Origin of the sequence: Hwanghaeella sp., from assembly GCF_965227365.1 — a bacterium.
Taxonomy (GTDB): Bacteria; Pseudomonadota; Alphaproteobacteria; order UBA8366; family Aestuariispiraceae; genus Hwanghaeella.
Genome location: NZ_OZ245754.1, coordinates 4,889,269 through 4,914,645 on the forward strand (window position 1 = coordinate 4,889,269; position 25,377 = coordinate 4,914,645).

24 protein-coding genes are annotated in these 25,377 nt (G+C 60.9%); 16 read left to right on the forward strand and 8 right to left on the reverse strand.

The genetic code is table 11. The features are described from left to right. The first annotated feature begins 88 nt into the window (after positions 1 to 88). Positions 89 to 1,318 (forward strand): argininosuccinate synthase, encoded by a 1,230-nt coding sequence (locus ACQK2G_RS22450; RefSeq protein ID WP_425407270.1) that lies wholly within the window; start codon positions 89 to 91, stop codon positions 1,316 to 1,318. 107 nt (positions 1,319 to 1,425) lie between these two features. Here the strand turns inward: ACQK2G_RS22450 and ACQK2G_RS22455 are convergent, their stop codons facing one another. Then, a complete protein-coding gene (locus tag ACQK2G_RS22455; RefSeq protein WP_425407271.1) occupies positions 1,426 to 1,977 on the reverse strand; it encodes a PAS domain-containing protein in 552 nt (183 codons plus the stop codon). Between the two features lie 236 nt (positions 1,978 to 2,213). On the opposite strand from ACQK2G_RS22455, the gene ACQK2G_RS22460 reads away from it, so the two are divergent. After that, positions 2,214 to 2,879, forward strand: a complete 666-nt coding sequence (locus ACQK2G_RS22460) for a TlpA disulfide reductase family protein (protein ID WP_425407272.1) — start codon at positions 2,214 to 2,216, stop codon at positions 2,877 to 2,879. Positions 2,880 to 2,893: 14 nt separating this feature from the next. Here the strand turns inward: ACQK2G_RS22460 and ACQK2G_RS22465 are convergent, their stop codons facing one another. The 3 genes from ACQK2G_RS22465 to ACQK2G_RS22475 all read right to left on the reverse strand — a co-directional run bounded on the left by ACQK2G_RS22465 (position 2,894) and on the right by ACQK2G_RS22475 (position 6,276). Next, positions 2,894 to 3,127 (reverse strand): hypothetical protein, encoded by a 234-nt coding sequence (locus tag ACQK2G_RS22465; RefSeq protein ID WP_425407273.1) that lies wholly within the window; start codon positions 3,125 to 3,127, stop codon positions 2,894 to 2,896. Between the two features lie 108 nt (positions 3,128 to 3,235). After that, positions 3,236 to 5,122, reverse strand: coding sequence for a molecular chaperone HtpG (htpG, locus tag ACQK2G_RS22470; protein ID WP_425407274.1), 1,887 nt, complete (start codon positions 5,120 to 5,122; stop codon positions 3,236 to 3,238). A gap of 203 nt (positions 5,123 to 5,325) precedes the next feature. After that, the gene (locus tag ACQK2G_RS22475) at positions 5,326 to 6,276 is read right to left on the reverse strand and encodes a glutaminase (protein ID WP_425407275.1); all 951 of its coding nucleotides are present in this window, start codon (positions 6,274 to 6,276) and stop codon (positions 5,326 to 5,328) included. A gap of 97 nt (positions 6,277 to 6,373) precedes the next feature. Between ACQK2G_RS22475 and ACQK2G_RS22480 the strand changes: the two genes are divergently transcribed. Continuing rightward, the gene (locus tag ACQK2G_RS22480; RefSeq protein ID WP_425407276.1) at positions 6,374 to 7,105 is read left to right on the forward strand and encodes a peptidase; all 732 of its coding nucleotides are present in this window, start codon (positions 6,374 to 6,376) and stop codon (positions 7,103 to 7,105) included. A 46-nt stretch (positions 7,106 to 7,151) separates the two neighbouring features. On the opposite strand, the gene ACQK2G_RS22485 is transcribed toward ACQK2G_RS22480, so the two are convergent. Further along, entirely contained in the window at positions 7,152 to 7,727 is a 576-nt protein-coding gene (locus ACQK2G_RS22485; protein ID WP_425407277.1) for a regulatory protein RecX, read from the reverse strand. Between the two features lie 266 nt (positions 7,728 to 7,993). Beyond that, the gene (locus tag ACQK2G_RS22490) at positions 7,994 to 8,584 is read right to left on the reverse strand and encodes a hypothetical protein (RefSeq protein WP_425407278.1); all 591 of its coding nucleotides are present in this window, start codon (positions 8,582 to 8,584) and stop codon (positions 7,994 to 7,996) included. Positions 8,585 to 8,722: 138 nt separating this feature from the next. On the opposite strand from ACQK2G_RS22490, the gene ACQK2G_RS22495 reads away from it, so the two are divergent. The 6 genes from ACQK2G_RS22495 (at position 8,723) to ACQK2G_RS22520 (ending at position 14,542) form a co-directional block, all read left to right on the forward strand. Beyond that, complete coding sequence (locus tag ACQK2G_RS22495) at positions 8,723 to 9,538, forward strand: ABC transporter permease (RefSeq protein WP_425407279.1); 816 nt, start codon at positions 8,723 to 8,725, stop codon at positions 9,536 to 9,538. A 1-nt stretch (position 9,539) separates the two neighbouring features. Next, positions 9,540 to 10,391 carry an ABC transporter permease gene (locus tag ACQK2G_RS22500; protein ID WP_425407280.1) on the forward strand — a complete coding sequence of 284 codons (852 nt, stop codon included), beginning with the start codon at positions 9,540 to 9,542 and terminating at the stop codon, positions 10,389 to 10,391. 278 nt (positions 10,392 to 10,669) lie between these two features. Then, positions 10,670 to 11,875, forward strand: coding sequence for an aspartate aminotransferase family protein (locus ACQK2G_RS22505; protein WP_425407281.1), 1,206 nt, complete (start codon positions 10,670 to 10,672; stop codon positions 11,873 to 11,875). A 3-nt stretch (positions 11,876 to 11,878) separates the two neighbouring features. Further along, positions 11,879 to 12,796 carry an ornithine carbamoyltransferase gene (gene argF, locus ACQK2G_RS22510; RefSeq protein ID WP_425407282.1) on the forward strand — a complete coding sequence of 306 codons (918 nt, stop codon included), beginning with the start codon at positions 11,879 to 11,881 and terminating at the stop codon, positions 12,794 to 12,796. 140 nt (positions 12,797 to 12,936) lie between these two features. Further along, positions 12,937 to 13,899: an Hsp33 family molecular chaperone HslO gene (locus ACQK2G_RS22515; RefSeq protein ID WP_425407283.1), complete on the forward strand. Its 963-nt coding sequence runs from the start codon at positions 12,937 to 12,939 to the stop codon at positions 13,897 to 13,899. A gap of 58 nt (positions 13,900 to 13,957) precedes the next feature. Then, positions 13,958 to 14,542: a hypothetical protein gene (locus ACQK2G_RS22520; RefSeq protein WP_425407284.1), complete on the forward strand. Its 585-nt coding sequence runs from the start codon at positions 13,958 to 13,960 to the stop codon at positions 14,540 to 14,542. A 31-nt stretch (positions 14,543 to 14,573) separates the two neighbouring features. Here the strand turns inward: ACQK2G_RS22520 and ACQK2G_RS22525 are convergent, their stop codons facing one another. Together ACQK2G_RS22525 and tsaD are read right to left on the reverse strand one after the other, a co-directional pair. Further along, positions 14,574 to 15,572 (reverse strand): NAD(P)H-dependent glycerol-3-phosphate dehydrogenase, encoded by a 999-nt coding sequence (locus ACQK2G_RS22525; RefSeq protein ID WP_425407285.1) that lies wholly within the window; start codon positions 15,570 to 15,572, stop codon positions 14,574 to 14,576. Beyond that, positions 15,569 to 16,657, reverse strand: a complete 1,089-nt coding sequence (gene tsaD, locus ACQK2G_RS22530) for a tRNA (adenosine(37)-N6)-threonylcarbamoyltransferase complex transferase subunit TsaD (RefSeq protein WP_425407286.1) — start codon at positions 16,655 to 16,657, stop codon at positions 15,569 to 15,571. The genes ACQK2G_RS22525 and tsaD overlap by 4 nt, the downstream gene beginning before the upstream one ends. Before the next feature lie 113 nt (positions 16,658 to 16,770). On the opposite strand from tsaD, the gene hemC reads away from it, so the two are divergent. The 7 genes from hemC (at position 16,771) to ACQK2G_RS22565 (ending at position 25,342) form a co-directional block, all read left to right on the forward strand. Next, positions 16,771 to 17,712, forward strand: a complete 942-nt coding sequence (hemC, locus tag ACQK2G_RS22535) for a hydroxymethylbilane synthase (RefSeq protein ID WP_425407287.1) — start codon at positions 16,771 to 16,773, stop codon at positions 17,710 to 17,712. Beyond that, positions 17,709 to 20,147, forward strand: a complete 2,439-nt coding sequence (locus tag ACQK2G_RS22540; RefSeq protein WP_425407288.1) for a uroporphyrinogen-III synthase — start codon at positions 17,709 to 17,711, stop codon at positions 20,145 to 20,147. Before hemC ends, ACQK2G_RS22540 begins: the two co-directional genes overlap by 4 nt. A gap of 38 nt (positions 20,148 to 20,185) precedes the next feature. Next, the gene (locus ACQK2G_RS22545; RefSeq protein WP_425407289.1) at positions 20,186 to 21,388 is read left to right on the forward strand and encodes a heme biosynthesis protein HemY; all 1,203 of its coding nucleotides are present in this window, start codon (positions 20,186 to 20,188) and stop codon (positions 21,386 to 21,388) included. A gap of 163 nt (positions 21,389 to 21,551) precedes the next feature. Then, on the forward strand, positions 21,552 to 22,544 hold the full coding sequence (gene dctP / locus ACQK2G_RS22550) for a TRAP transporter substrate-binding protein DctP (RefSeq protein ID WP_425407290.1): 993 nt from the start codon (positions 21,552 to 21,554) through the stop codon (positions 22,542 to 22,544). Positions 22,545 to 22,663: 119 nt separating this feature from the next. After that, the gene (locus ACQK2G_RS22555) at positions 22,664 to 23,176 is read left to right on the forward strand and encodes a TRAP transporter small permease (protein ID WP_425407291.1); all 513 of its coding nucleotides are present in this window, start codon (positions 22,664 to 22,666) and stop codon (positions 23,174 to 23,176) included. Further along, on the forward strand, positions 23,173 to 24,447 hold the full coding sequence (locus ACQK2G_RS22560) for a TRAP transporter large permease (protein WP_425407292.1): 1,275 nt from the start codon (positions 23,173 to 23,175) through the stop codon (positions 24,445 to 24,447). The genes ACQK2G_RS22555 and ACQK2G_RS22560 overlap by 4 nt, the downstream gene beginning before the upstream one ends. A gap of 25 nt (positions 24,448 to 24,472) precedes the next feature. Then, positions 24,473 to 25,342, forward strand: a complete 870-nt coding sequence (locus tag ACQK2G_RS22565; protein WP_425407293.1) for an isocitrate lyase/PEP mutase family protein — start codon at positions 24,473 to 24,475, stop codon at positions 25,340 to 25,342. Positions 25,343 to 25,377: the final 35 nt, after the last annotated feature.

The window sequence follows — 25,377 nt, forward strand, 5'->3', positions numbered from 1 at the left end:
CTGCCTGCGGTTCCGGCTGATTTGACAACGCTGGATTTTGGTCTAGAACGCGGCTGTCTGAAACTTCATTTCAATCGGGAATTCAGTGATGAAAGCCGCGGCGAAATCCTCCGTCAAAAAAGTTGTGTTGGCCTATTCCGGCGGTTTGGATACCTCGATCATCCTGCGATGGCTGCAGGACACCTATCAATGCGAAGTGGTGACCTTCACCGCGGATCTGGGGCAGGGGGAAGAGCTCGGCCCGGCCCGCCAGAAGGCGGAAATGATGGGTGTGAAGGAGATTTTCATTGAGGATCTCCGGGAAGAATTCGTCCGCGACTATGTGTTCCCGATGTTCCGGGCCAATGCGCTTTATGAAGGCGTCTATCTGCTTGGTACCTCGATCGCGCGGCCGCTGATCGCCAAGCGCCAGATCGAAATCGCACGGCAGACCGGGGCGGACGCCGTCTGCCATGGTGCGACCGGCAAGGGCAACGACCAGGTTCGCTTCGAACTGGGGTATTACGCGCTGCAGCCGGACATCAAGGTCATTTCGCCCTGGCGTGAATGGGATCTGACGTCCCGGACCAAGCTGATCGAATTTGCCGAACAGCACCAGATTCCGATCGCCAAGGACAAGCGCGGCGAAGCGCCGTTTTCCGTCGACGCGAACCTGCTGCACATATCCGCGGAAGGCAAAGTGCTCGAAGATCCGGCCGAAGAGGCGCCGGAATATGTCTATTCCCGCACTGTTGATCCGATGGAAGCCCCGGACGTGCCGACCGTGGTCGAAATTGCGTTCGAGAAGGGCGATGCCGTCGCGATCGACGGCGAGCGTCTGTCGCCGGCTACCCTGTTGACCAAGTTGAACGAATTGGCGGGTGCCAACGGCGTCGGTCGCCTGGACCTCGTGGAGAACCGCTTTGTCGGCATGAAGTCGCGCGGCGTGTACGAAACCCCGGGCGGCACTGTCCTTGTCGCGGCACATCGGGCGATGGAATCCCTGACCCTCGACCGTGAGGCAATGCATCTCAAGGACGAGTTGATGCCGCGATACGCCAAGCTGATCTATAACGGCTTCTGGTTCTCGCCGGAGCGCGAGATGCTTCAGGCCCTTATCGATAAGAGCCAGGAGCGCGTAAACGGCAAGGTCCGCCTGAAACTCTACAAGGGGTCCGTCAGCGTCATCGGCCGTGAGTCGGATGACAGCCTGTATTCCATGGCGCATGTGACCTTCGAAGAAGACGACGTCTATGATCAGCACGACGCGGAAGGTTTCATCAAGTTGAACGCATTGCGCCTGCGCCTGGGCACCCTGCGGAACAATCGAAAGTCCTGATCAAGACATGATCGATCGCAGCGGGGGGTGACGCCTGACGGCGTTGCTCCCCGTTTGTTTTTGACACTTGGGCGGCAGATTGGGTTACGCGGGCCAGTGCCTCGGCGTCAGATGTATTCCAGGGGCGCGCGATTGTGCAGGATCGATTCCACCCTGGATTCGGGCTCGATCTCGATATGGGCGCTGATGACATGGGACAATCCCTTGCCGTCGGACAACGGCAGGTCGATGCCCATGACCTTCATGTAAGGGCGGTCGTGCTGGTCCAGATACCCGTTGACGATGCCGATGAAGGGATCGTTGTCCATGATCTCGAAATACCGGCCTTCGACGAGTTTCCAAGCCTCCGGCGTGAGCGACGCTTCCCCCAGGACCTTGTTCGTATAATCGACGCCCCACCATTCGGTCAGCTGCGTGCCCCACAGCACGAAGCGGATCTGAAACGGCTTCCGTTCGATCCTCGCGATCGAAACCTTGCCCAGCCAGGACCGGAAATCCGTGAAGTCGAAATCCCGGCGTGCCGGAAGGGCGCCGGACCGGCCGCGTTTCGAGTTCCAGATCCGCACCAGATCGGCGAATGGACCGAATTCTTCAGGGTCCGCAGAAATGGGCAGGCGGGCATATTGCCAGTTAAGCAGGGTCTTAGGGTCGGGCGTCATGGTGTTCCACAAAACCATTTATGCCAGATTTGAAATCACGGCCCAACCAGGGCCGAACTGGGGTCGAGCGCATCTTGCGGGTCATTAACCCTTTGTATCAAGCCCTATTCAATCGAATGTAGGAGACATTTGTTTGTGGTATTATAGGATGTTCTCATATCAGAATTTTCTCAACATGTCGTGACGCCGCAGGGATGCTGATTGAATTCGTGTTTTGACCTGCGGATACTCGATCGATGCGGTCTTTGTCCAAAATGCAAAAACTGTTGTTTCTGTTTCTGCTGCTTTTCTTTCTGGCCCCGCCGTATGGGGGGACGGACGGAGGAAACGGAATCCCAGTAGACGGTCCGGCCGCCCATGCCGCGGACTTGCAGGCGGGGGCCGCGATTGTCGGTGGTTCGTGGTACGGCGATCCACCGGCCCTGACCGGGGAAAAACGCGCATTCACCTGGCGATGGAAACCGACACGGATCCCGCCTTACCTGTTTGACCGCGTCGGCAGTACCGAAAAGGTTTCGCTGGCCGATTTCGAAGGCAAGGTCGTATTGGTGAATGTCTGGGCGACGTGGTGCCCGCCTTGTGTGGCCGAGATGCCGGCGCTCGACAATCTTCAACTGTTACGCGGGGGAGAGGACTTCGCGGTCGTGGCGATTTCAGTCGACAGCCAGGGACCCGACATTGTTACAGCCTTTCTGGACAAACACGGTCTGGAAAACCTTGCGCCTTATATCGGCAAGGGTCGTGAAACATTCGACCATTTCCGGATGTCGGAATTACCGACCACCTTCCTGCTGGGCCGTGATGGAAGCGTCTGGGGGGCGATGGCCGGGCCTGCCGAATGGGACAGCCGCGAAGCCTTGGCATTGATCGACTATGCGATCGGCCTGACGCCTGGCTATTAGGCGGCCGTTTGCCGTCAGTCCTGAAATTTTTCGGCGAAGTGGAGGAGGGCGCGGATTCGTTCGTCCCGTTCCAGCGGGTTCGCCTTTAGCGAGACCGGCGGCAGATGCCGTTTCGCGGCGTGGCGCTGAGTTTTCTTCGGCAGGACCTTCTCTTCGTCCAGGCGAACCGCAAAGACGCGGATTTCCAACGAGTCGCCATAACCGTCGACATCGCCAGCCCAATCCCGATAACCGCGCTTTTTCAACATAACGGCGGCAATAGCATTGTTTGCGGCCGGGCGGAAGACCTCAGCGGCCGGGGCATTCCTGCGGCGGCCGGCCGTTCACGCGCCGGCACGCCGAGGAAAGAGGGGCCGTCAGCGAATCGCCTTGGTCATGACCGACGTCATGCGTTGCGCGAAACCCGCCGGATCCGGCAAGGGCTCGCCTTCCATGATCCGCGCCTGGTCCAACAGCAGGAAGGCCGCGTCCTTGACGTCGCCCGCCGCCTTTTCCGACAGTGCCTTGATCAACGCATGCCCGGGATTGATTTCCAGAATCCGCGGCGCACCCTGGTCCAACTGCTTGTGCTGCTTTAGAAGTCGTTCCAGATGCATGTCCATCGCGCCCTCATCGGCGACGAGGCAGCAGGGGGAGGAGGTCAGTCGGTCGGACTTACGCACATCCTTGACGGCGTCGCCCAGGGCGTCGCGTAGCGCGGTGACCAGGGCATCGACAGTCTCGGCCGACGCATTGTCCTCTGACTTGTCGGCATCTTTCTTCTCGTCGTCCTTTTCCACCGTCTTGATCTTGGAAAGGTCCGCGCCGCCGCGGGTGACGGATTTGATCGCCTTGCCATCGAATTCGCCGACCGACGGGATCCAGAACTCGTCGACCGGGTCGGTCATGTACAGGACCTCGACCCCTTTCGCGGCAAAGCCTTCCAGTTGCGGGGAACGGCTCAACGTATCCTGATCGTCGCCGGCGATGTAATAAATCGTGTCCTGGCCTTCCTTCATTGCCGCGACATAATCCGCGAGCGAGACCCAGCCTTCCCGCGTCGTCGATTTGAAGCGCATCAGCTTCATCAACTCGTCGCGGTGTTCCAGACTTTCGTATACGCCTTCCTTCAAGACGGCGCCGAAGGCGTCCCAGAAGGTCGCATAAGCGTCGGCATCTTTGTCGGCCTTCTTCGAAAGCTCGCCCAGAACGCGTTTGACGAGACCTGACCGAATCTTGGAAACGACCGGATTGTTCTGCAGCATCTCGCGCGAAATGTTGAGCGGTAGATCCTGCGAGTCGATGACCCCGCGCAGGAAACGCAGCCAGGACGGAACCAGGTCCTCGCATTCATCCGTGATGAAGACGCGCTTCACATACAGTTTCAGCTTCGACTTGCGGTCCGGATGGAACAGGTCGAAGGGCCGCATGGTGGGGATAAAGATCAGACCGGCATATTCGATGACGCCTTCGGCCCGGAAATGCAGGGTGGCCCACGGATCGTCGAAGGCGTGCGATACGTGGTGGTAGAACTCCTTGTACTGCTGTTCGTCGACCTCAGATTTGTTGCGGGTCCACAGCGCGGAGGCCGCGTTCAGCTGTTTCGGATAATCCTCACCCTCGCCGGCGATCTTGATCGGGAAGGGGATGTGATCGGAATAGGTCTTGATGATCTGGGCGATCCGCTGCTCGGCCAAAAACTCGACCGCATCATCCTTCATGTGCAGGGTGATGGTGGTGCCACGGGTGTCGCGGGAAGCGGGTTCGATCGTGAAATCGCCCCGGCCGTCGCTGACCCATTGCCAGGCTTCCTTCTCGCCGGCGCGGCGGCTGACGACATGAACCGTGTCCGCCACCATGAAGGCGGCATAGAAGCCGACGCCGAATTGACCGATCAGGGAAACGTCCTTCTTCTGATCGCCGGTCAATTGGGACACGAAATTGGAGGTACCGGATCGCGCGATGGTGCCCAGGTTGCCGATCAATTCATCCTTGGTCATGCCCGACCCGTTGTCGGAAATGGTCAGCGTCTTGCCGTCCTTGTCGAAGGAGAGATCGATCTGGAAATCGGCCCCGCCGTCCAACAGGGCGGGCTCGGTCAGGGCCTGATAGCGCAGCCGGTCGCAGGCATCCGCGGCGTTGGAGATCAATTCCCGCAGGAAGATCTCCCGCTCGCTGTAAAGCGCATTGGCAACGATATCCAAAAGCCGGCCGACTTCGGCCTGAAAGGAATGTTTTTCCGTCTTAGTCGCGGTGTCCGCCATGTTTTCCTCCTGCACGGCCTTCTAGCTAGCAGTGCTCTTCCACAGTCTCGCGGTGTCGTCCTTTCCGGCCTTTCGATGAAAGGCCCCCAAACGGAAGGACGCGGCCCGGATATAGGCAAGCCTTCCGGGCAGGGCAAGGTTAGGCGGCACGCTTTGGAGATTCCGGCCCAGGCGGAAGCAGGCGCCCTGTCGGGAAGGATGGGTCAAAAAATCGACCAGCCGGTTTCCCGTGCCAGCATTTCCAGCGCCAGGGTGCCGGCATGGGAATTCCCGTTCTTGTTCAAACCGGGGGACCACACGGCGAGGGCCGCAATGTCGGGCACGATGCATAATATGCCGCCGCCGACACCGCTCTTGCCCGGTAGACCGACTTTGAAGGCGAAATCACCCGACGCGTCGTAATGGCCGCACGTCAACATGATGGCGTTGATCCGCCGCGCCCGCGAGGGCGTGACGATCCTCTTCCCGCTGATCGGGTCGCGGCCGTCCGCCGCCAGGAACAGTCCGGCGCGGGCAAGCTGCTTGCAGCTCATGGCGATGGCGCATTGATGGAAATAGACCCGCAAGGCGCGCTCGACCGAGTTTTCCATATTGCCGAAACTTTTCATGAAGTTCGCCAGGCTGGCGTTGCGGAAACCATGCGCGGCTTCGGACTCGGCTACTTCCCGGTCGATGGCGATCGTCTCGTCATGCGCGGTCGAGCGCATGAAGTCGAGAATTTCGCGGATAGCGTCGATCCCGGCCTCGCCGCTGCCCCGGCCGCCGGGATCTGCCCGGTTCGACAGAATGACGTCGGTGACGACAATGGCGCCCGCGTTGATCAACGGGTTCCGGGGAATGCCGTGTTCCCGTTCCAATTGGATGATTGAGTTGAAGGCCGAGCCGGAGGGTTCGCGACCGACCCGTTCCCACAGGTCGTTGCCGATTTTGCCGAGCGCCATGGTCAGGGTGAAGACCTTGGAAATCGATTGGATCGAGAACACCGTATCGGCCGCTCCCGTCTGTGCGGTTTCACCCTTGCAGGTGATGACGGCCATGCCGAATTGTTCTCGCTCGACTCGGGCCAGGGCGGGTATATAGTCGGCGACGCGGCCCTCTGACAGGTGCGGTCCGATCTTGTCGGCGATCCCGTCCAGAATGGGTTGAAGGTCCATTTCTTTTTCCAATCGGTCGAACCTGAAACAACCAGACGATCCGGAACCAAAACCGGAAATGTATCCGGAGAATAATCCGGACAGTGGGGAGGAACCAATGACTTATTGCTTGGGAATCCTGTTGCCGGAAGGATTGGTGCTTGCCTCCGACTCCCGGACGAATGCCGGCGTCGATCAGATTGCCCTCGTTCGCAAGCTGGCCACGTTCAAGATGCCGGGTGAACGCATGATCGCTCTGCTCTCGGCAGGGAATCTGGCGACAACGCAAGCTGTCGTAACCTTGCTTCGCCAAGCGGCCGGTCATGGCGGGGAACGCGATTTGATGGCGGTTGAATCGCTGTTCGACGCGGCGGTGGTTGTCGGCGACACCTACCGCGCCGTTCTAAATCAGGACCAGGAAGCGGTTCGGCCCTATGGCGATGCGACGGGCAGCTTCCTGATCGCCGGTCAGATCCGGGGCGATCGTCCGCGGCTTTTCCAAATGTATCCCGCCGGGAACTTCATCGAGGCGACACCGCGGACCCAATTCCTGCAGATCGGAGAGACGAAATACGGCAAGCCGATCCTGGACCGCGCCCTTCATTTCGATAGTTCCATCGCGCATTCGGCTAAACTCGCCCTGCTGTCCTTTGACGCGACGATCAGGTCCAACCTCTCGGTCGGGCCGCCGATCGATCTGTTATGTTACAAAAAGGACAGTTTCTCGACCGACGGGCTGCGGAAATACAGCGGCAATGACGAAGCCTGGGAGAGCATTCGGGAGGCCTATTCGACCGGCTTGATGAATGTGCTGGAAAACATTCCCAATCCGGTCACCGGGGTCGATTGACCCCGGAAGGGCCCATGGCACTCGAACAATTGAGCGCAATGGCCGGCTATAATTCCGTTTCCGTCTCCGCGTCCACGATCCTGCGGGCGGTTTCATAGTCGAACCCCTGGCGTCCCAGTGCGGCAAGATCCCGGTCCCGGTTTTCCTGTCTCGCCGTTTGCCGGAAGGGTCCGATGCGGCGGCGACGGGCATAGTTCATGGCGGCTTCGCGGTTCGCGTCGGCGCCATCGGCGCGATGTTCTTCCCGCAGGGCCTCCAGACTACGGTCGATCAATTCCGCCGGTACGCCTTTCTGGCGCAGTTTCATTGCAATCGCCCTGTCCGACAGCCCCCGTCGGTGCAGGCTGGTCACCCTCGCTTCCGCATAGGCCGCATCATCCAGCAGGCCCGCCCGCTGATACCGTTCGATCAGGCTGTCGATGAACCGAGCACCTTCTTCCCTGTCGGTCCCGTGTTCCTTGGCGCTGGCCTCTACCCGGCGCATGAGCACTCGGCGTAGATTCTCCGAGGAACTGGCAAACCGCTCCAGATAGAACAGCGCGGATTTTTCCAACCTCTCCGGCGTGGCCTTCTTGGGTCCTCGTCTCGGGCGGCTGGAATTTTGCCGATTGTCAACGGCCATTGACATCCTCAACAGAAAAATAGGCGTTTGTCACAATCCAAGTGACACCGGTCACAGCCGCTCGGTCAAGCCGGACGTACTATCAAACCGTGATCAGGGACGGATACCCCTGGTGAGTGACTTACTTGTGGATGTGCTAGTTCACGCCGGCCCACGGGTCGGCAATGGGAAGCCGGAAGACTGGTGGCGAAACCTGCCCCTCCCATCCGACATCGGTCTCCTGGTTTAAAGACGGCGGCGTCATATGGCGCCGCCGTTTACCATTTCTAGGCCTGTCGACCGTATTTCGACCAAGTTATTTGGATAAGGATGCCGCACAGGCTGCCAAGCAGCACTGCAGGTAGCCCGAATATCGTCAGAACGAATCCAAGCGTCCATAACCCCACGGCCAGGAAAGCTGTAAGTGCTGATAGCGGCTCCGCTCCAAAAAACGGCATGCTGAAGAACAAAGCGATCAGAATGCTGGGTATTGCGACTGCAATGAGCGCGGAGATACCTCCGCCGAGGGCAGCTCGACGCAGAGTCTTTGAATGTAGTGGGCTGTCTGAAACAAACTTGGACATAGGATCTTCGCCAACAATCGCGCCAAAAACTGCCCCCAAGATGATCGAAATCGTCAAGAGTGCAGATGAAAGATCCTCAAACCCCTTTGGATTAATGACGCTCCAAAGCAAAGAGCCCACACTTGCAGCGAGTATTCCTGCCAGTGACATAAAGAAAACTGAAACTCGCACGCGTGATTTCACGGTAGTACCTAATCGACAATAATTTTGGTCGGCGGCCTCATAGGAAAGCCTTGCGGCAGCGAGCGCTGACCAAATCGTGTGTACAAAAAAGGTATATTCCTCACGATCCATGTCCAATCTTTGGCATGCGTTGGCGTGTGGTCGGTCGTTCGGGAGCTATGGCTTCTCTTGCCGGGACATGTGCCGCACTTTATGGTCCGCGGCATTCAACCGCCCCCCAAGAACAAGAAACAGCGGATTGTTCCCGCCATGGACTCTCAACAGACAATCGGGGTCAGCTTGACCCCCAAACGGTTCGGCGCCGTCAATTGGTACGGCCTGTGGTCTCTTTACAAAAAGGAGGTCCACCGCTTCCTGAAGGTCTTCACGCAAACCGTCGCCGCGCCGATGGTTACCAGCCTGTTGTTCCTGGCGATCTTCACGTTGGCGCTGGGACGGGCGGTCGAAACGATCGGCGGCATCCCCTTCAGCCAGTTTCTGGCTCCGGGTCTGATCACCATGGCAATGGCGCAGAACGCTTTCGCGAATACCTCGTCTTCACTGGTCAGTTCGAAGATGCAGGGCAATATCGTCGACGTTATCATGCCGCCGATCAGCCCGACCGAATTCGTCGTCGCCTATGCGATGGGCGGCGTGACGCGCGGCGTGATTGTCGGGCTGACGACCTGGATCGGCATGTCCTTTTTCGTGACGATGGAGGTGCACAGTCTGCTGCACCTTGTTTATCACGGTATTGCCGCCTCGATGATGCTGGCTTTTCTGGGGATGATCGGCGGGATCTGGGCCGACAAATTCGACCATGTCGCGGCAATCACCAATTTCGTGGTGACGCCCTTCGCCTTCCTGTCGGGGACATTCTATTCCATCGCCCGATTGCCGGAGCCGTTCTATACCCTGGCCCATTACAATCCATTTTTCTACATGATCGACGGATTCCGGTATGGCGCCATCGGCCAGTCCGATACTGCACCCTGGATCGGCATGGTCGTGATGGCGGGCGTGAATGCGGCACTCGGCCTGCTGGCATGGCGTATGGTCGCAACCGGTTACAAGCTGAAGGCCTGATATGATGTTGTTGGCGGAGGCATCGCGGGAGGATACGTCGCGCCGCCGCACCGCGCCGAAGATCACCTTGGCGGCCCGACGGATATCCGGCTTGAACACCCTGGGCGTGGCAACGCTGATCTGGCGGCAAGTAGTTGCCGAATTCCTGGCATTCAAACTGGTGCTGCTGGGTCCGGCCCTGCAGGCGCTGTTGTTTGCCCTGGTGATTTCCCTGGCCGTGGGGTCTCGGATTGCCGAAATCGGCGGTCTGCCATTTCTGGAGTTCCTCGCGCCCGGTTTGGTGATAGCGGCGGCGGTTCAGCGCAGTTTTGAATCGACGGCCTTCTCCATGGTGCATGAGAAGTTGGAAGGGACCATTGCCGACGTTTTCGGGGCGCCGCTGAATGCAGGGGAAATCCTGACCGGCTACACTATCGGCGCGATGGTCACCGGCATTTGTATCGGCCTTCCCGTATGGTTGGTCCTGCTTCCTTTCGGGGCGGGGCTGCCCGTCCATGTGGCGGTGATGGTCTACTTCCTGCTGACGGGATGCGTGATCCTGGCGCTGTTCGGTCTGATCGCGGGGATGCAATCGCATCGCTGGGATTCCTTGGCGGCCAAAGAGACCTTCGTTCTGGCCCCGCTCCTGTTCCTGTCCGGCAGCTTCTTTACCATCGATGCCTTGGACGAGCCTTTTCGAACCATGATGATGGCGAACCCTGTCTTTCATCTCGTGAACGGATTCCGATACGCCATGACCGGATATGCGGATGCGCCGGTCTGGGTCAGCGTCACGGTCGTCGGCGGGCTTGCCGCCATCCTATGCGTTGTCGCGCTGCGCCTCGTCGCCGTCGGGTACAAGGTGAAGGCCTGATCGCCGTTCTCCTTGCGTGGCGCCGTGCTTTCCGCTAAACGCAATCCATGATCGGATTGAAGACCATAGAGCGGCTTGCCCGCCTGCGCCGACGTCGCGGAACCATCGCGGCGGCGCATGGGTGTTATTTGGTCGGTTAGGCTTTCAAATACCGATTTTCACCGCGCCGCTGGACCCCGTCCGGCGGTTCAGCATTTTAGGCCCTCGTTTCAGAACCAGAAGGGGTCGAATGCGGCGCGGATTGGGTCACGGCCCGACCCTGGACCATGGAGAGAGAAATGACGTCCGAAACTCGCAAATCCGCTGTCATGAACACCTATGCCCGCTACCCGCTCACCTTCGAGCGCGGCGAGGGCATGTACCTGTATGCGACGGACGGGCGTCGATATCTGGATTTCTACGGCGGCATCGCGGTGAACTCGGTCGGCCACAGTCATCCGCATATGGTGAAGGCCCTGCAGGACCAGGCCGCGAAACTGTGGCATGTGACCAATCTGTTCCAGATCCCCGATCAGGAGCGGCTTGCCGCACGGCTGGCCCAGGATTCCTTCGCTGATCAGGTCTTTTTCTGCAATTCCGGTCTGGAAGCGATGGAAGGGGCGATCAAATTGGCGCGCCGCTATCACTTCAAGAAAGGGCAGCCTGAAAAGTGGCGGACCATCACGGTTCAGGGCGCCTTCCACGGCCGCTCGCTTGCGACCATCGCCGCGGCGAACAACCCGAAATATCTGGAAGGTTTCGGCCCGGCGGCGGATGGTTTCGACAATGTGCCCTTCGGCAATATGAATGCCCTGCGGGATGCCATCACGGACAAGACGGCGGCGATCGCGCTGGAACCAATCCAGGGCGAAGGCGGCATCAATGCTGCGTCTCTCGATTACCTGCGTGCGCTGCGGGCGACGGCGGACGAATTCGGCATTCTGCTTGTGTTCGACGAAATCCAATGCGGCATGGGCCGTACCGGTAAGATGTGGGCGCATGAATGGGCCGGCATTGCACCGGATATCATGGCGTCGGCCAAGGGCATCGGCGGCGGTTTCCCGATGGGGGCGATCCTGGCCTCCGACAAGGGCGCAAGCGGCATTGATCCCGGCTATCATGGCACGACGTTCGGCGGGAATCCGCTGGCCATGGCGGTCGGCAATGCGGTCCTGGACATCATGACCAAGGACGGTTTCCTGGACCATGTCGATACGGTTTCCCGCTATTTGTGGGCCGAGCTGGAGAAACTGGTCGCGGCCAACCCGACCGTCTTCGAGAAGGTTCGCGGCGCGGGCCTGATGCTGGGTCTGAAATGCACCGGGGGCGTCGTTGCCGGCGACATGGTGAAGGCCCTGATGGCGAACGGCATGCTGACGGTCGGCGCGGGCGACAACGTGGTGCGTCTTCTACCGCCGCTGATCGCCGGGGAAGAACATTGCGATGAAGCGATTGCCATCCTGGAAAAGACTGCAGGCGAGATCGCCGCGAAATCGGAGGGCTGATCCATGGCCGAGACAAAACACTTCCTGGACCTGGATAAGTTCAGCCAGGACGAATTGCGCACGATGATCGATTTGGGGAACGCCTTCCGCAAGGACGGGCCCCGCGCCGGCGACAAGCCGCTGGCCGGCAAGGCCTTGGCGTTGATCTTCGAAAAGCCCTCGACGCGGACCCGGATCAGTTTCGACCTGGGCATGCGTCAGCTGGGCGGCGAGACGGTGATCATGACACCCGCCGAAACCCAGTTGGGCCGGGGTGAGACGATCGCCGATACGGCCCGCGTCCTGTCGCGCTATGTGGACGGAATCATGATCCGCACGACCCAGGAGGAAAAGCTTCTGGAATTGGCCGAATACGCGAGTGTCCCGGTTATCAACGGTCTTACCGACCGCACCCATCCCTGCCAATTGATGGCGGATGTGATGACGTATGAGCAGCATCGCGGTTCCATTGCGGGCAAGACGGTCGCCTGGTCCGGCGACGGCAACAACATGGCGACCAGTTGGATCCATGCCGCCGTCCGCTTCGGCTTCACGCTGAAGATCGCTTGTCCCGAGATGTTGCCGCCGCCGCAGGACGTGCTGGACTGGGCTAAGCGCGAAGGCGGGTCGATCGAGGTTGTCCACGATTCCGACGCTGCAGTGACAGGCGCGGATTGCGTCGTCACCGATGTCTGGGTTTCCATGGGCGATGAGGACGAAGAAGCGGCCGCAACGCGCCATAACATGCTGAAACCCTATCAGGTTGATCAGCGGCTTATGGACATGGCGGCGAAAGACGCCATCTTCATGCATTGCCTGCCCGCCCATCGCGGGGAGGAGGTGACCGCAGACGTCATCGACGGTCCGCAATCGGTCGTCTGGGACGAGGCGGAAAACCGGCTGCATGCACAAAAAGGCATTTTGGCCCATTGCCTGTCGTAACACCGCAATCCGGGCCGTGATACCGTTGGGGGAGGCGGCCCGGTTCCGGGACCGGCACGATGAGGCCGGAATTGAGCGCCGCTCGGATGCGGCGCGTTCCATGTATTGAACGTCAGAAGTGATAACGGGTTTTTCTATTCATGACTTTTCCGAAAAGTGAAATCTCCATCGATCGTGACGGTGATGCGACTTCGGTCGACATTTCCGCCTGGATCCAGGACGACGTGATCCAACCCTTCATGATCGAACGCACCGGCATGAGTGGCCGGTCGGTTAAACTCGGGCCGGTTCTGGATGCGATCCTGCAGCGGCACGATTTGCCGGAAGCCGTCTCCGTGCTGCTGGGCCAATTTCTCGCCCTGGCGGTCGGCCTCGCGACGGCCCTGAAATATGAAGGCGTCTTCACCCTGCAGACCAAGGGCGACGGCGCGGTGCCGATGATGGTCGCCGATGTCACCCATGACGGCCATGTTCGCGGCTTTGCCCAGGTGAAGGGCGAGGTGCCGGGTCTGGCGGATGCGGCCAATGCCTTGGTTCCGAAACTATTGGGTGCGGGCTATCTCGCCTATACGGTCGATTTTAGTACCTCGGCCGAGCGGCATCAGGGAATCGTCTCGCTCGACGGGGCATCGCTCGCCGATGTCATCCATCATTATTTCGAACAATCGGCGCAATTCGATGCCGCCGTGTCGCTCGCTGCCGGCAAGGACGGGACCGGTGCCTGGCGGGCTTCCGCCATCGTGGTGCAGCACCTGCCCGCGGAAGGGGGCAGCGGTGGCGTCGAACTCGACGAGGAGGATTGGCGGCGGACCACGACGCTGCTGAGTTCCGCCACCAGCGTTGAACTGCTGGATCCGGACCTGCCGCCGGCGGATATGCTGTTTCGACTGTTCAATGAGGACGGCGTGCGGGTTTTCGAACCGCGGCCGGTTCAGGATGTTTGCCGCTGTTCGGACGAGCGCATGCTGAACGCGCTGACCGCCTTGAGCGAGGAAGAGATCGACGAGGTCTTGACGGATGGTGCTGTCGTCATGACGTGCGAGTTCTGCAATACGACGCGCAGCTTCACATCGGAAGTGATCCGCGAGGCCAAATCGGCATAAGCTGGCGAAACCGGTCGATCGTAGAATCGATTTTGCGGGGGCATGGAGGGTGATCGAGATGAAATTCGGTTTGAAGAGCGTTCTGGCGGCTGTCGTTTTGCTGGTGGCGGGTTGCGAGACCCATGTGGAGGTGCCGAGCTATGCACGCATCACCTTCAATCATCTGCCGCCAATCACCCTGGATGTTGCCACCGTTACCGCCAAGTCGCTCTATCAGAAGCCGCTGATCGCGCCGAATGTGGAGCATGAATTCCCCGTCGATATCGCGAAGACGGTGGAAGGTTGGGTTCCCGGCCGCCTGCGGGCGGAAGGCGCCGCCGGCACGGCAACGCTGACCGTGATCGACGCAAGCGTTGTCGAAACGAAACTGGATAAGGAGACCGGGCTCACCGGGCTCGTCACCACCGACCAGGGCCATCGCTACGATGCGACCTTGACCGCCACCCTGTCCGCGGAGGATCTGACCAGTCAGAGGGCGGCGGAAGCGACGGTGACCGTCAAGCGAAGCCAGACAGTGCCCGAGGATGCGACCTTCAACGAGCGCGAAAAGATCTGGTACGAAATGACCGAGAAGCTGATGGCGGATTTCAATACCGAGATGGAAAAGGCCATCGGGGAACATATGGCCCTGTTCCGCCGCTAGATCCGCGGATAGCATCCCGGCTTTCGAGGGGTTATTCCTCGGTCAGGGGGCGGGAGAGCAAGCCGTCGATCACCTCGCCGATATCCTCGCCCTCGGTGACGATAGCGTTCACCGCGGAGCAGATCGGCATATCGACGCCGTGCTGCCGGGCCATATGTGTGATGGCGGCGGCGGTCCAGACGCCTTCCGTCACGGATCGCCGGGATCCCAAGACCTCTTCCAGGGATTTACCCTCGCCCAGCGCGTGGCCAAGGGACATGTTCCGTGATTGCAGGCTTCCCGCCGTCAGGACCAGATCGCCGAGGCCGCTCAATCCCTGAACCGTTTCCATCTGTCCGCCAAGCGCGACGATCAATCGCGTCACTTCGGCAAGCCCGCGGGTGATCAGCGCGGCTTTCGCATTTTCCCCCAGGTCACGGCCGGCGACGATGCCGCAGGCAATGGCCAGAACGTTTTTGATCGCCCCGCCCATTTCCACGGCGACGACGTCCTCGCTGATATAGGGCCTGAAGGTCGGCAGCGCGATCCTTGCCGAGACCCGCTCGACGACCGTCCGGTCGCGGCCGGCCAGGACAAAGGCGGTCGGCCGCCCCAACGCCGCTTCCCGCGCGAAGGTCGGCCCGGACAGGACCAGGGCCGGATAACCGGGCACTTCTTCCGCCAGAACCGTGGTCATCGGTTTCAGGCTCCCCTGCTCGATCCCCTTGGCGCATACCACCAAGGCGGCACCGGGCGCCAAATGCGCCGCAAGGGCGCGGGCGATGCCGCGCAATGCCTGCGCTGGGGTGACAAGCAGGACAATGTCCGCATCCGATACGGCGTCGGCCAGATCGCTGGTCGCCCGCAATGCCGAAGACAAGGCAACGTCCGGCAAATATGTCGGATTGCCGCGGCCTTCGTTGATATCGGTCACGACTGTTTCATTGCGGGCCCATAGCAGGGTCAGGGCTCCGTCCGGCGCCGCCTCGCAGGCCAATGAGGCAAGCGCGGTGCCCCAGGCGCCGCCGCCGATGACGGCCAGTTTGCTCATTGCGCACCTTCGATGGGCGTCTGGTGAGGCAAAATCGCCAATTTGCCCTTCCGCGTGCGGGCTGTCGGGTCGAGCGGCCAACGCGGACGCGGTGCGAAATCCAGCCGGTCCTTTCGGCCCAGGCGCAAATGTTCGATTCCGGCCCAGGCAACCATGGCCGCATTGTCGGTGCATAATGCGATTGGCGGGGCGACGAAACGCAAGTCCTCAACCGCCGCCAAATCGGTCAATTCGGCCCGCAGGCGCTTGTTGGCGGCGACGCCGCCGGCGACGACCAGGGTTACCGATCCCTCGACGCCCTCTTCTTGCCGAAACCGCTCCACCGCGCGGCGGCAGCGGTCGCGCAAGACGGCTGCGGCGGATTTGTGAAAGGCGGCGGCGATGTCCGCGATATCCTGCTCGGTCACCTTGGGCAGACGGTCGAGTGTCTGACGCACGGCGGTCTTCAACCCGGCAAAGGAAAAATCGCAGCCGGGCCGGCCCAACATCGGGCGCGGCAGGTCGAAGCGGCTCGGGTCGCCGTTATCTGCAGCCCGTTCCAGTGCGGGCCCGCCGGGATAACCCAGGCCCAGCAGTTTCGCCGTTTTGTCGAATGCCTCGCCCAGGGCATCGTCCATGGTCGATCCGTAAAGCCTGTAGTCACCCACGCCGCGAACCGCCAGAAGCTGACAATGTCCGCCCGAAACGAGTAGCAGCAGGTAGGGGAATTCGGCCGAATCACTCAGCCTGACCGTCAGGGCATGTGCTTCCAGGTGGTTGACGGCGACGAAATCCAGTCCGCGGGCGAGTGCCATGGTCTTGCCGGCGGTAACGCCGACCATCACCCCGCCGATCAGGCCAGGGCCGCCTGTCGCGGCGATACCGCGCAAATCGCCGAAACCGATGCCGGCTTCCTTGAAGGCCTGCCGAACGACCCCGTCGAGGTGATCGAGATGGCTGCGGGCAGCGATTTCCGGCACGACGCCGCCATAGGGGCGATGCTCGTCGAGTTGCGACAGAACGACGTTGCTCAAAATCGTGCCGTCGTCGCGAACGATCGCGGCGGAAGTTTCATCGCAGGAGGTTTCAAGCCCCAGAACCAGCATGAAATGCCCTTTCGCCCCGTCCCAAATTCGCGTGCGAGTTTTGTGCGGGCGGTGATCCAAATATTGTTTCGGGGGTGTAGCGCAACGGGAGCCAATAGGCTACAGCTTCGGCCATGCAATCATCATCGCTTTCCCCTACTTCCAGATTAGGCCCCCTTCGCATCGGGACGCGCGGTTCGCCGCTGGCCCTGGCGCAGGCCTATGAAGCGCGCGACCGTCTTTTGGCGGCGCATCCCGATTTGAATGTCGAAATCATCGAGATCAAGACGACCGGCGACAAGGTGCAGGACCGTCCGCTTTCCGAGATCGGCGGCAAGGGCCTTTTCAGCAAGGAATTGGATGCGGCCCAGCTGGAAAACCGCGTCGATATCGGCGTCCATTCCATGAAGGACCTGGAAACCTGGCTGCCCGACGGAATCGTGCTTGGCGCCTTCCTGCCGCGCGAGGATGTGCGCGATGCGTTGATCTGCCCGACGGCTTCCCGCCTTGCGGATCTACCGGAAGGGGCTGTGGTCGGCACCTCCTCGCTCCGCCGTCAGGCACAGATATTGGCGAAACGGCCGGATCTGAAGGTCGTCCCCTTTCGCGGTAATGTTCAGACGCGGCTTCGCAAACTTGCTTCCGGCGAGGCGGACGCCACGCTGCTCGCGATGGCGGGCCTGAACCGCCTCAGCATGGAGGATATCGCGGCAACGGCTTTGGCGCCGGAAGAACTGCTGCCCGCGGTGGCCCAGGGGGCTATCGGCATAACGACGCGGGCGGGCGCAGACGACATACTGGAGCTGCTCGCGCCGCTGAATGATCCGGATACCGCATGGCGCGTGACGGCGGAACGCGCCTTTTTGGCGGAATTGGACGGGTCGTGCCGGACGCCGATAGGCGGATTGGCGGAGGCCGTCGGCGACCAGGTTCGTTTTCGCGGTCTCGTGGCGCGCCCAGACGGGTCCGGCATGATGAGCGTCGAGCGGAGCGGACCGTTGGGGGATGCCCTCGCCCTTGCGATCGATGCCGGCAAGACCCTCGCCGCCGATATGGATGACAGCTACCGGCCATGAACGCCAACGACGCAGACGGGGCCAACCGGCAGCCGGGCGCACCGATCCCGACCCTGTGGGTTCCTCGTCCAACAGAGGATGCCGAAGCCCTTTCCGAAGCTCTCTCGCAAATCGGGGTCCGATCCCTGGTCGCACCGGTGATGAGCATCACCTACAGATCGGTGGACGTACATTTGGACGGGATAGGGGCAGTGCTGTTCACGTCCGCGAATGGTGTACGTGCATTTGGCCATGCTACCGACCTCCGGGCTTTGCCGGTCTATGCGGTTGGCAGCAATACCGCCGATGAAGCACGTACAGCCGGATTTGGAGAGGTGTACGCGGCTGGTGGCGATGTTAACATGCTCGCCGATTTCATTGCCGATCACCGCAAGCCGCAAGATGGCAGGCTGCTGCATGTTGCCGGCAGCGAACGGGCAGGCGATCTGGCCGGTCTGCTTACCGAGCGTGGTTTCACGGTCGACCGGCAGGTGCTCTATGACGCGGTCGCTGCGGAAGAATTGCCCAGTGCGGTGGCAGAGGCGTTGGACGAAGGAACCATTGACGGTGTTGCCTTGTTCTCGCCGCGTACGGCGCGGATCGTGTGTGACCTGCTGACCAGGGCGGAGCGGCAGGATGCCGCACCGGCGCTGAGCGCGCTGTGTCTCAGCGCCAATGTTGCGGAGGCGGCAAAAACCCTCGATTGGCGAGAAATCGTCATTGCCGAGACGCCGGACCGGGCTTCTTTGTTGCAAGCTGTACGTCTTGCGCTGCAAACTACACCTGCGCAAGCAGCCGACACGCCGGACGATGCGGCGGAAGAAGAATCGGCAAAAGGCTCATCCGTTATCGAGACGCCGTTGCCGGGAGAGACCATGACCGACACCAGTGACGAAAAACCGGCCGAAACATCGGTCGAGAGATTGCCGGACGCAGAAACCGTCATTGAGCGGTTTGGCGGAATCCGTCCCATGGCGCAGAAGCTGGGTGTGACGCCCAGCACGATTCAGGGCTGGAAAACGCGCAATCACATTCCCGAAAACCGCTGGGAGGAAGTCCAGGCGGTGGCCGAAAAGGAGGGCGTTTCCCTGGATATTGCCCGGGATGAGACAGAGCAATCGAGCGCTCCTTCCGAAGACAACAAGGAAGAGTCGACATCGGCGGTGATGGAAGAAATGCCGCCTGTCGAACAGCAGTCCGACGATCAGGCTGTAGAGACGAAAGAAGACACCGTGGCCGCCAACGACACACCAGAAAATGAAGCCAAAGAAAAAGAAGCCGAAGCAGAACAGGTGACGGCACAGGAAGAAACCGTGGCGCCGCCTGCTGCCCCGGTTGCCGCATCGGCCGCGCCGCCGCGCAAGGCCAGCGGTCTGGCTTGGGTCGCGCTGATCATTGCGCTGGGTTCCGCCGCCGGGCTTGCCACGCAAAGCTATTGGCGTCCGGGGGTCGAGTCTTCCTTGAACGCGCATCTCAGCCGTTTCTTCGGCCCACCGCCGGCCCCGGCGCCGGCACCGCCGGACACGACTTTGGCGGCGGCGGTCGATGCGCTGAAGGGCCGCATCGGTGCCCTGGAAAACCGTCCCGCGCCTGAACCGGCCCCAGCGGCAGAACCCGTCGATCTTGACGGGGCGCTGGCGCCGCTCGCCGACCGGTTGGCGGCGCTGGAGGATGCGATGGCGAACGCGCCCGCAACCTCGCCGGATCAAGTTGACCTGACACCGCTGAACGAGGCGGTCGATGCCCTGCGCGCCCGGGTGAATGCCATGGATACTCGCGCCGATGACAGCCTTGAGGCATTTCGGGCGGAACTGTCCACTTTCGCAGATCAGTTCGACGCCATTCGATCGGGCATCGAGACGGTGACGGATCGTATTGCCGCCGTCGAACGCCGATTGGCGCAAATCGAAACCGCCTATGGCGGGCCGAGCGGCAGCGAAGCGGCCCTCGTCCTCGCGGTCGGGCAATTGGACAGTCTGATGGCGGCGTCCGAACCCTTCGGCGGCACGTTGTCGGATATCGCGGCGCTGGCCCCGGATGATGCGGATGTTCAAGACGCCGTCGCGGCCTTGTCGCCGTTGAAGGATTTGGTCATTCCCAGTCGCGCAGACCTGATCGACGCTTTCGGGGATGTGGCGCCGATCGTTGACCGGGTCGAGCGGGTCGCCGGCGCGGAAGGCTGGGTGGATGAAACGCTCGCGGAACTGCGCGGTCTGGTCAGTATCCGGCGCACGGATTCTTCCGAATCCGCGCCCGCCGTGTCACGCGCGGAAGCAGCCCTGGAAGCAGGAGATCTCTCCGGCGCGGTCATGGCGGTCGAACCGCTGGCCGGCGAAGACGCCGTCATCGCGGATTGGGTGACGAAAGCAAAGCAGCGGATTGCGGCGAATAACTCCCTGAAAGTCTTGCGCGACGCCGCCTTGGCGCGATTGCGCATGGCCGCGACGGGCGGCTGAGGGATCCGCGATGCACCGGGTGAAGACGGGATAGACACATGGTTCGGGCGATATTTCTTTTCATCAAGATCGGGCTGATCGTCGCGGCCGCGCTGTATCTTGCAAAGTATCCGGGCCGTATAAGTCTGGATTGGCAGGGGTGGCACGTGGATATCTCCGCCAGCCTCTTTGCGCTGGGCATGCTGATCTTTGTCATCCTCGCGATTCTCTTCGCCCGGTTTTCCAGCGGGATCCTGGGGGCGCCGGGCCGATTCATGGAAAATCGTCGGATCGCTCGACGGGAACGCGGATACAAGACACTGACCCAGGGCCTGGTCGCAGTCGCTGCCGGCGATCCGCAGGAAGCCAGGAGACTGGCGCGCAAGGCCGATTCATTACTCCATGATCCGCCGCTTACCCGGCTTCTGACCGCACAGGCGGCGCAGCTGGAAGGTGATTCCAAGGCAGCGACGAAGTACTTCGAGGAAATGCTGGAAGACCAGGACATGGCTTTCCTCGGAACACGCGGTCTGTTGATGCAGGCGATCAGCGACGGAAACACGGCCAAGGCGCGCGAATTGGCCGAGAAAGCCTTCAACCTGCGGCCCTCCACAGGCTGGGCGGCCCGGCACTTGCTCGATCTTCAACGCGAGAGCGGGGATCTGGACGCGGCCCTGAAGACCGTTGAAACGGCGATTCGGTACAAAGCCCTGCCGGATGGCGAAGGCAAACGCACCAAAGCCAAACTCTTGATCGCCAAAGCGCAGGAGCTGCGCGCGGCGGGTGATTTCGAGCAGGCCCTCAAGCTTTCCAATCAGGCGAACAAGCTGGTGGACGACCTGCCCGAGGGCGTTACGCTGTCGGCCCGGTTGCTCGCCTTGCGGGGCAAGGACAGCAAGGCGGCGCGCTTACTGGAAGATGCCTGGAGCAAGAACCCGGATCCGTCGATCAGCCGCGCTTATCGGGACATCGCCCCGGAGGGGGCGAGCCCGCTGGAACAGGTGAAACGGTTCGAGCATCTGCTCAGCCTCAACCCCAATCACAAGGAAGGTCATATCGCGCTCGCCGAGGCGGCACTGAAGGCAGGCCTGTGGGGCGAGGCGCGCAACCACCTGGATATCGTCGCAAAGCAAAACAAGGTTCCCGAACCCCGTGTCTGCCGCCTGATGGCGGAATTGGAAGAATCGGAGCATGGCGATCTTGAGAAGGCCCGATACTGGTTGGCGATCGCCACGGGCGAGGAAGCGGTTGCCGCGGAATAGACGGCGCGCCCGTATCCGTCACCAATGCAGCCCGGATAGATTTTCGGCTTACGGGAAAGACTGAGAGTCTCGGGATTCTCCACCTTCCATAAGCGTTGACGTTTTTTTTGCCGTACGGCTATGGTCCTGGCGGAAAAACGAAATCTGAATGGGAGGATTTAACATGAAACGCATGCTGCTTGCTGCCGGGATGGCCATGACCATGGGCTTTTCCGCGGCTCAGGCCATCGCCGCCGATGTGACGTTGCGGATTTCCCTGCAACTTCCGATGAAGAGCCATCTGGGTCAGAATCTGCTGGTCTTCAAGGAAGAGGTCGAATCCAAGTCGAATGGCGAAATAGCTGTCGAAATCTACGACAGCGCCCAGCTTTACAAGGATAAGGAAGTTCCCGCCGCGGTCGGCTCCGGCGCCATCGAAATGGGCGTCGCCTCGCTGACACGCTATGTCGGCGATATTCCGGCGGTGGACATCTTCTACCAACCATTCCTGTTCGACACGGAAGCGAAGGTTCGTGCCGCCGTGGCGAAGGGATCCCCGGTCCGCGCGCCGCTCGACAAGGCAATTCGGGGAACCGGGTCCACGGTTCTTTGGTGGCAGGCTTACGGCGGTGCGATCATGCTGTCCAATGGCGGGCCGGTTAAGACGCCTGAAGACATGAAGGGCAAGAAGGTCCGCGTTTTCGGCAAGACGCTGGGTGATTTCGTGACCGCCGCCGGTGGTGCGCCGACGCTGATTTCCGGGTCGGAACAGTATCTCGCCTATCAGCGAGGAACGGTCGATATCGGCATGACCGGCGTTTCAGGCGTCAAATCCCGGAAGCTTTGGGAAGTGATGGATACGATCACGGTCACGAACCATGCCGATATCGAATTCATCGTGGTCGTGAACACGGATTTCTGGAACGGCCTCAGCGACGCCCATAGGGCGGTCATCGAGGCCGCGGCCATGAAGGCCGAGGCCAGCGTCCGCAACAAGATGGCCGAAATCGAAGCCGGTGCCTATGCGGCCGCGAAAGAAAACGGCATGACCGTCTACCAGCCGACCGCTGAGGAATTGGCGGCATGGCGTGCGGTCTCCCAGCCTGTTTACGACGCCTATAAGAAGAAGGCTGGCGATCTGGGTGTGAAGATCCTGGAAGAAGCCAGCAAGCTTTAAGGGCCAATCGCAACAACGTGGCGCCGTCCGCCGGTCATTGGCCGATCGGGCGGCGCCGCATTGATTGCGGCTTCCAAATTAATTTGAAGCCGTGACAGCCACTGCCTGACGGTGAGTGCATGCAAATTTTCAACAAACTGGTCCGGGTCATGGCCTGGCTGTCGGCGTTCTTGTTCGTGGCGGCCGGCGTCATGCTGACCTACGAGGTCGTTGCCCGGTACTTTTTCACCAAGCCTACGATCTGGGCTGCCGAACTATCGCAGCTCTGCCTGATCTGGGGATCGCTTCTCGCCATGGCCTGGGCGCTGGGCGAACGTCGCCATATCGCTGTCGACGCGGTCGTCAACCTGCTGTCGCCCAAAGTGAGGCGCTGGACCGATGCCGGGGCCATGCTGTTTGTCGCCTGGCTGAGCGCCATGGTCGTCTGGAAGGGGGGCGATATCTTCCTGGACAGTTTCGAACGCGGCCGCACGACGGGATCGATGCTGGACCTGCCGTCCTGGGTCGCCGAACTGTCTGTACCCTTCGGTTTTGCGATGTTGTTCGTGCAAGCCCTCTTCGAAGCCGCACGGGCCGTCGGCGGCCATGGACGCGAACCCGATCACATTGCGGAAGGCGGGCATTTCGAATGACCATCGTTCTGATTCTTGCCGCCCTGTTCGCACTTCTGCTGCTGCGGGTGCCGGTGGCGTTCGCCTTGGGCGGGCTGGGGCTCGTCTTGCTGGTTTTCGGCGGTTTTTCGCCACTGATGGCCCCGCAGGCCATTCTTTCGACGCTGGACGGATTCATCCTGCTTGCGGTCCCTCTGTTTCTGTTGATGTCGAATATCCTGCTAAAGGGCGGGGTCGGGCGCGACTTGTTCGCTGCGGTGCATGCCTGGGTCGGCCATTGGCCTGGCGGGCTTGCGGTCGCGACAATTCTTTCCTGCGGGATTTTCGCCGCGATTTCCGGCTCTTCGGTGGCCACGGCAGCGACGATCGGTACGGTCGCGATCCCGGAAATGATCAACCGCGGCTATGAGCGGCGTTTCGTTTACGGTCTGTTGGCGGCGGGCGGTACCTTGGGCATCCTGATCCCGCCGTCGATCCCGATGATCGTCTACGGTTTCATCACCGAGGAATCCGTCATCGCCCTATTCCTGGCCGGCATCGGGCCGGGACTGGCGCTGGTGGTCCTGTTCGTACTCTACGCCATGATCCATGCGCGATTCATGGGGGGATATACCAAGGACCTGCCGTCCACCTGGCAGGAAAGGCGTTCCGCAAGTTTCCGGGCGCTGCCAAGCATGGCCTTGGCGGTTCTGGTGATCGGGGCGATCTATACGGGCGCCGCCACGCCGACAGAGGCCGCTGCGATCGGCTTTGCTGCCGCCTTGTTGATCACGGGTGTGGTGCTGCGGACCCTGACGTGGGATCGGTTCAAGGAAGCGGTGCTGGAATCGATGGCGACCACAGTCGCCATTCTATTGATCGTTGCCGGTGCGAAAGTCTTTGGTAAGGCGATCACCCTGTACCGAATCCCTCAGGAAATCTCTTTCTTCATCACCCAGAACATCGACACGCCGATCATGTTCATCGTGGTGGTCAGCCTTGTGTTGTTGGTCATGGGACTGGTCTTCGAAGCGTTGTCGATGGTCTTGATCATGGTGCCGGTGCTGTTGCCCGCGGCCATGGGCTTGGGGTTGGACCCGATCTGGTTCGGCATTTACACCGTGGTGATGGTGGAATGCGCCCTGATCACGCCGCCGGTGGGCCTGAACCTCTACGTCATTCAATCTGTTGCCCGGGTGTCTCTGTCCGATGTCGCACGCGGGGTCGTGCCTTTCCTGGGCCTGATGTTCCTGACGGTCATCTTGCTTTATCTGTGGCCGGACCTTGCCCTCTACATCCCATTCAAACTTTGAGCCTGACGAAACGGGAGTCGCCAGTATGAGCCAGCCGAACCAATTGCGTGCCTTGCTGCGGACCGAACGACTGCATGTCATGCCCTGCTGCTTCGACGCGCTGTCGGCGAAGATGATCGAGCAGGAAGGATTCGGCCTGACCTTCATGAGTGGCTTTGCGACCTCCGCCTCCCGCATCGGCGCGCCGGATCTGGGTTTGATGAGTTATGGAGAAGTCGTCGATCAGGCGCGCAACATCTGCGACGCGACCAGCATACCCGTGATCGGCGATGGCGATACGGGTTATGGCAATGCCATGAATGTGCGGCGTACGGTGGCGGGATTTTCCCGGGCCGGCTGTGCGGCGGTCATGATCGAGGATCAGGTCGCGCCGAAGCGCTGCGGCCACACGCCCGGTAAGGAAGTCGTCGGCCGGGACGAAGCCTTTGACCGAATCAAGGCGGCGGTAGATGCGCGCGCTGACGATGACATCCTGATCCTTGCGCGAACCGATGCCCGCCATCAACACGGGCTAAGCGAGGCGATTGATCGCGCAGCGAAATTCGCCGAATTGGGCGCCGATATCCTTTTTGTGGAGGCACCGAAAACGGTGGAGGAAATGCGCCGGGTCTGTTCCGAGCTACCGGGCCCGAAAATGGCGAATATCGTCGAAGGCGGCGAAACCCCGAATCTCAGTCATGACGAGTTGCGTGATATCGGATACGCCATTGCCGCCTACCCGCTGACCCTGATGGCGGCCGCGATGAAGGCCATGTCTGGCGCGTTGCACGCCTTGCACGACGATACCGATCGCGCACCGATGCTGATGGATTTCGCCGAATTGCGGGATCGGATCGGCTTCAACGATTACTACACCGTCTCTTCGGCCTACGAGACTTCCAAGCGGGACCACTAAGTCGTCGCGGTTACCTCGAGGTAAGGCGCACTGCA

What these genes read in the sequence shown, in the direction of transcription:
- ACQK2G_RS22450 (WP_425407270.1), top strand. Translation starts at nt 89, where the DNA reads ATGAAAGCCGCGGCGAAATCCTCCGTCAAAAAAGTTGTGTTGGCCTAT.
- ACQK2G_RS22455 (WP_425407271.1), bottom strand. Translation starts at nt 1,977, where the DNA reads ATGACGCCCGACCCTAAGACCCTGCTTAACTGGCAATATGCCCGCCTG.
- ACQK2G_RS22460 (WP_425407272.1), top strand. Translation starts at nt 2,214, where the DNA reads ATGCGGTCTTTGTCCAAAATGCAAAAACTGTTGTTTCTGTTTCTGCTG.
- ACQK2G_RS22465 (WP_425407273.1), bottom strand. Translation starts at nt 3,127, where the DNA reads ATGTTGAAAAAGCGCGGTTATCGGGATTGGGCTGGCGATGTCGACGGT.
- htpG (WP_425407274.1), bottom strand. Translation starts at nt 5,122, where the DNA reads ATGGCGGACACCGCGACTAAGACGGAAAAACATTCCTTTCAGGCCGAA.
- ACQK2G_RS22475 (WP_425407275.1), bottom strand. Translation starts at nt 6,276, where the DNA reads ATGGACCTTCAACCCATTCTGGACGGGATCGCCGACAAGATCGGACCG.
- ACQK2G_RS22480 (WP_425407276.1), top strand. Translation starts at nt 6,374, where the DNA reads ATGACTTATTGCTTGGGAATCCTGTTGCCGGAAGGATTGGTGCTTGCC.
- ACQK2G_RS22485 (WP_425407277.1), bottom strand. Translation starts at nt 7,727, where the DNA reads ATGGCCGTTGACAATCGGCAAAATTCCAGCCGCCCGAGACGAGGACCC.
- ACQK2G_RS22490 (WP_425407278.1), bottom strand. Translation starts at nt 8,584, where the DNA reads ATGGATCGTGAGGAATATACCTTTTTTGTACACACGATTTGGTCAGCG.
- ACQK2G_RS22495 (WP_425407279.1), top strand. Translation starts at nt 8,723, where the DNA reads ATGGACTCTCAACAGACAATCGGGGTCAGCTTGACCCCCAAACGGTTC.
- ACQK2G_RS22500 (WP_425407280.1), top strand. Translation starts at nt 9,540, where the DNA reads ATGATGTTGTTGGCGGAGGCATCGCGGGAGGATACGTCGCGCCGCCGC.
- ACQK2G_RS22505 (WP_425407281.1), top strand. Translation starts at nt 10,670, where the DNA reads ATGACGTCCGAAACTCGCAAATCCGCTGTCATGAACACCTATGCCCGC.
- argF (WP_425407282.1), top strand. Translation starts at nt 11,879, where the DNA reads ATGGCCGAGACAAAACACTTCCTGGACCTGGATAAGTTCAGCCAGGAC.
- ACQK2G_RS22515 (WP_425407283.1), top strand. Translation starts at nt 12,937, where the DNA reads ATGACTTTTCCGAAAAGTGAAATCTCCATCGATCGTGACGGTGATGCG.
- ACQK2G_RS22520 (WP_425407284.1), top strand. Translation starts at nt 13,958, where the DNA reads ATGAAATTCGGTTTGAAGAGCGTTCTGGCGGCTGTCGTTTTGCTGGTG.
- ACQK2G_RS22525 (WP_425407285.1), bottom strand. Translation starts at nt 15,572, where the DNA reads ATGAGCAAACTGGCCGTCATCGGCGGCGGCGCCTGGGGCACCGCGCTT.
- tsaD (WP_425407286.1), bottom strand. Translation starts at nt 16,657, where the DNA reads ATGCTGGTTCTGGGGCTTGAAACCTCCTGCGATGAAACTTCCGCCGCG.
- hemC (WP_425407287.1), top strand. Translation starts at nt 16,771, where the DNA reads ATGCAATCATCATCGCTTTCCCCTACTTCCAGATTAGGCCCCCTTCGC.
- ACQK2G_RS22540 (WP_425407288.1), top strand. Translation starts at nt 17,709, where the DNA reads ATGAACGCCAACGACGCAGACGGGGCCAACCGGCAGCCGGGCGCACCG.
- ACQK2G_RS22545 (WP_425407289.1), top strand. Translation starts at nt 20,186, where the DNA reads ATGGTTCGGGCGATATTTCTTTTCATCAAGATCGGGCTGATCGTCGCG.
- dctP (WP_425407290.1), top strand. Translation starts at nt 21,552, where the DNA reads ATGAAACGCATGCTGCTTGCTGCCGGGATGGCCATGACCATGGGCTTT.
- ACQK2G_RS22555 (WP_425407291.1), top strand. Translation starts at nt 22,664, where the DNA reads ATGCAAATTTTCAACAAACTGGTCCGGGTCATGGCCTGGCTGTCGGCG.
- ACQK2G_RS22560 (WP_425407292.1), top strand. Translation starts at nt 23,173, where the DNA reads ATGACCATCGTTCTGATTCTTGCCGCCCTGTTCGCACTTCTGCTGCTG.
- ACQK2G_RS22565 (WP_425407293.1), top strand. Translation starts at nt 24,473, where the DNA reads ATGAGCCAGCCGAACCAATTGCGTGCCTTGCTGCGGACCGAACGACTG.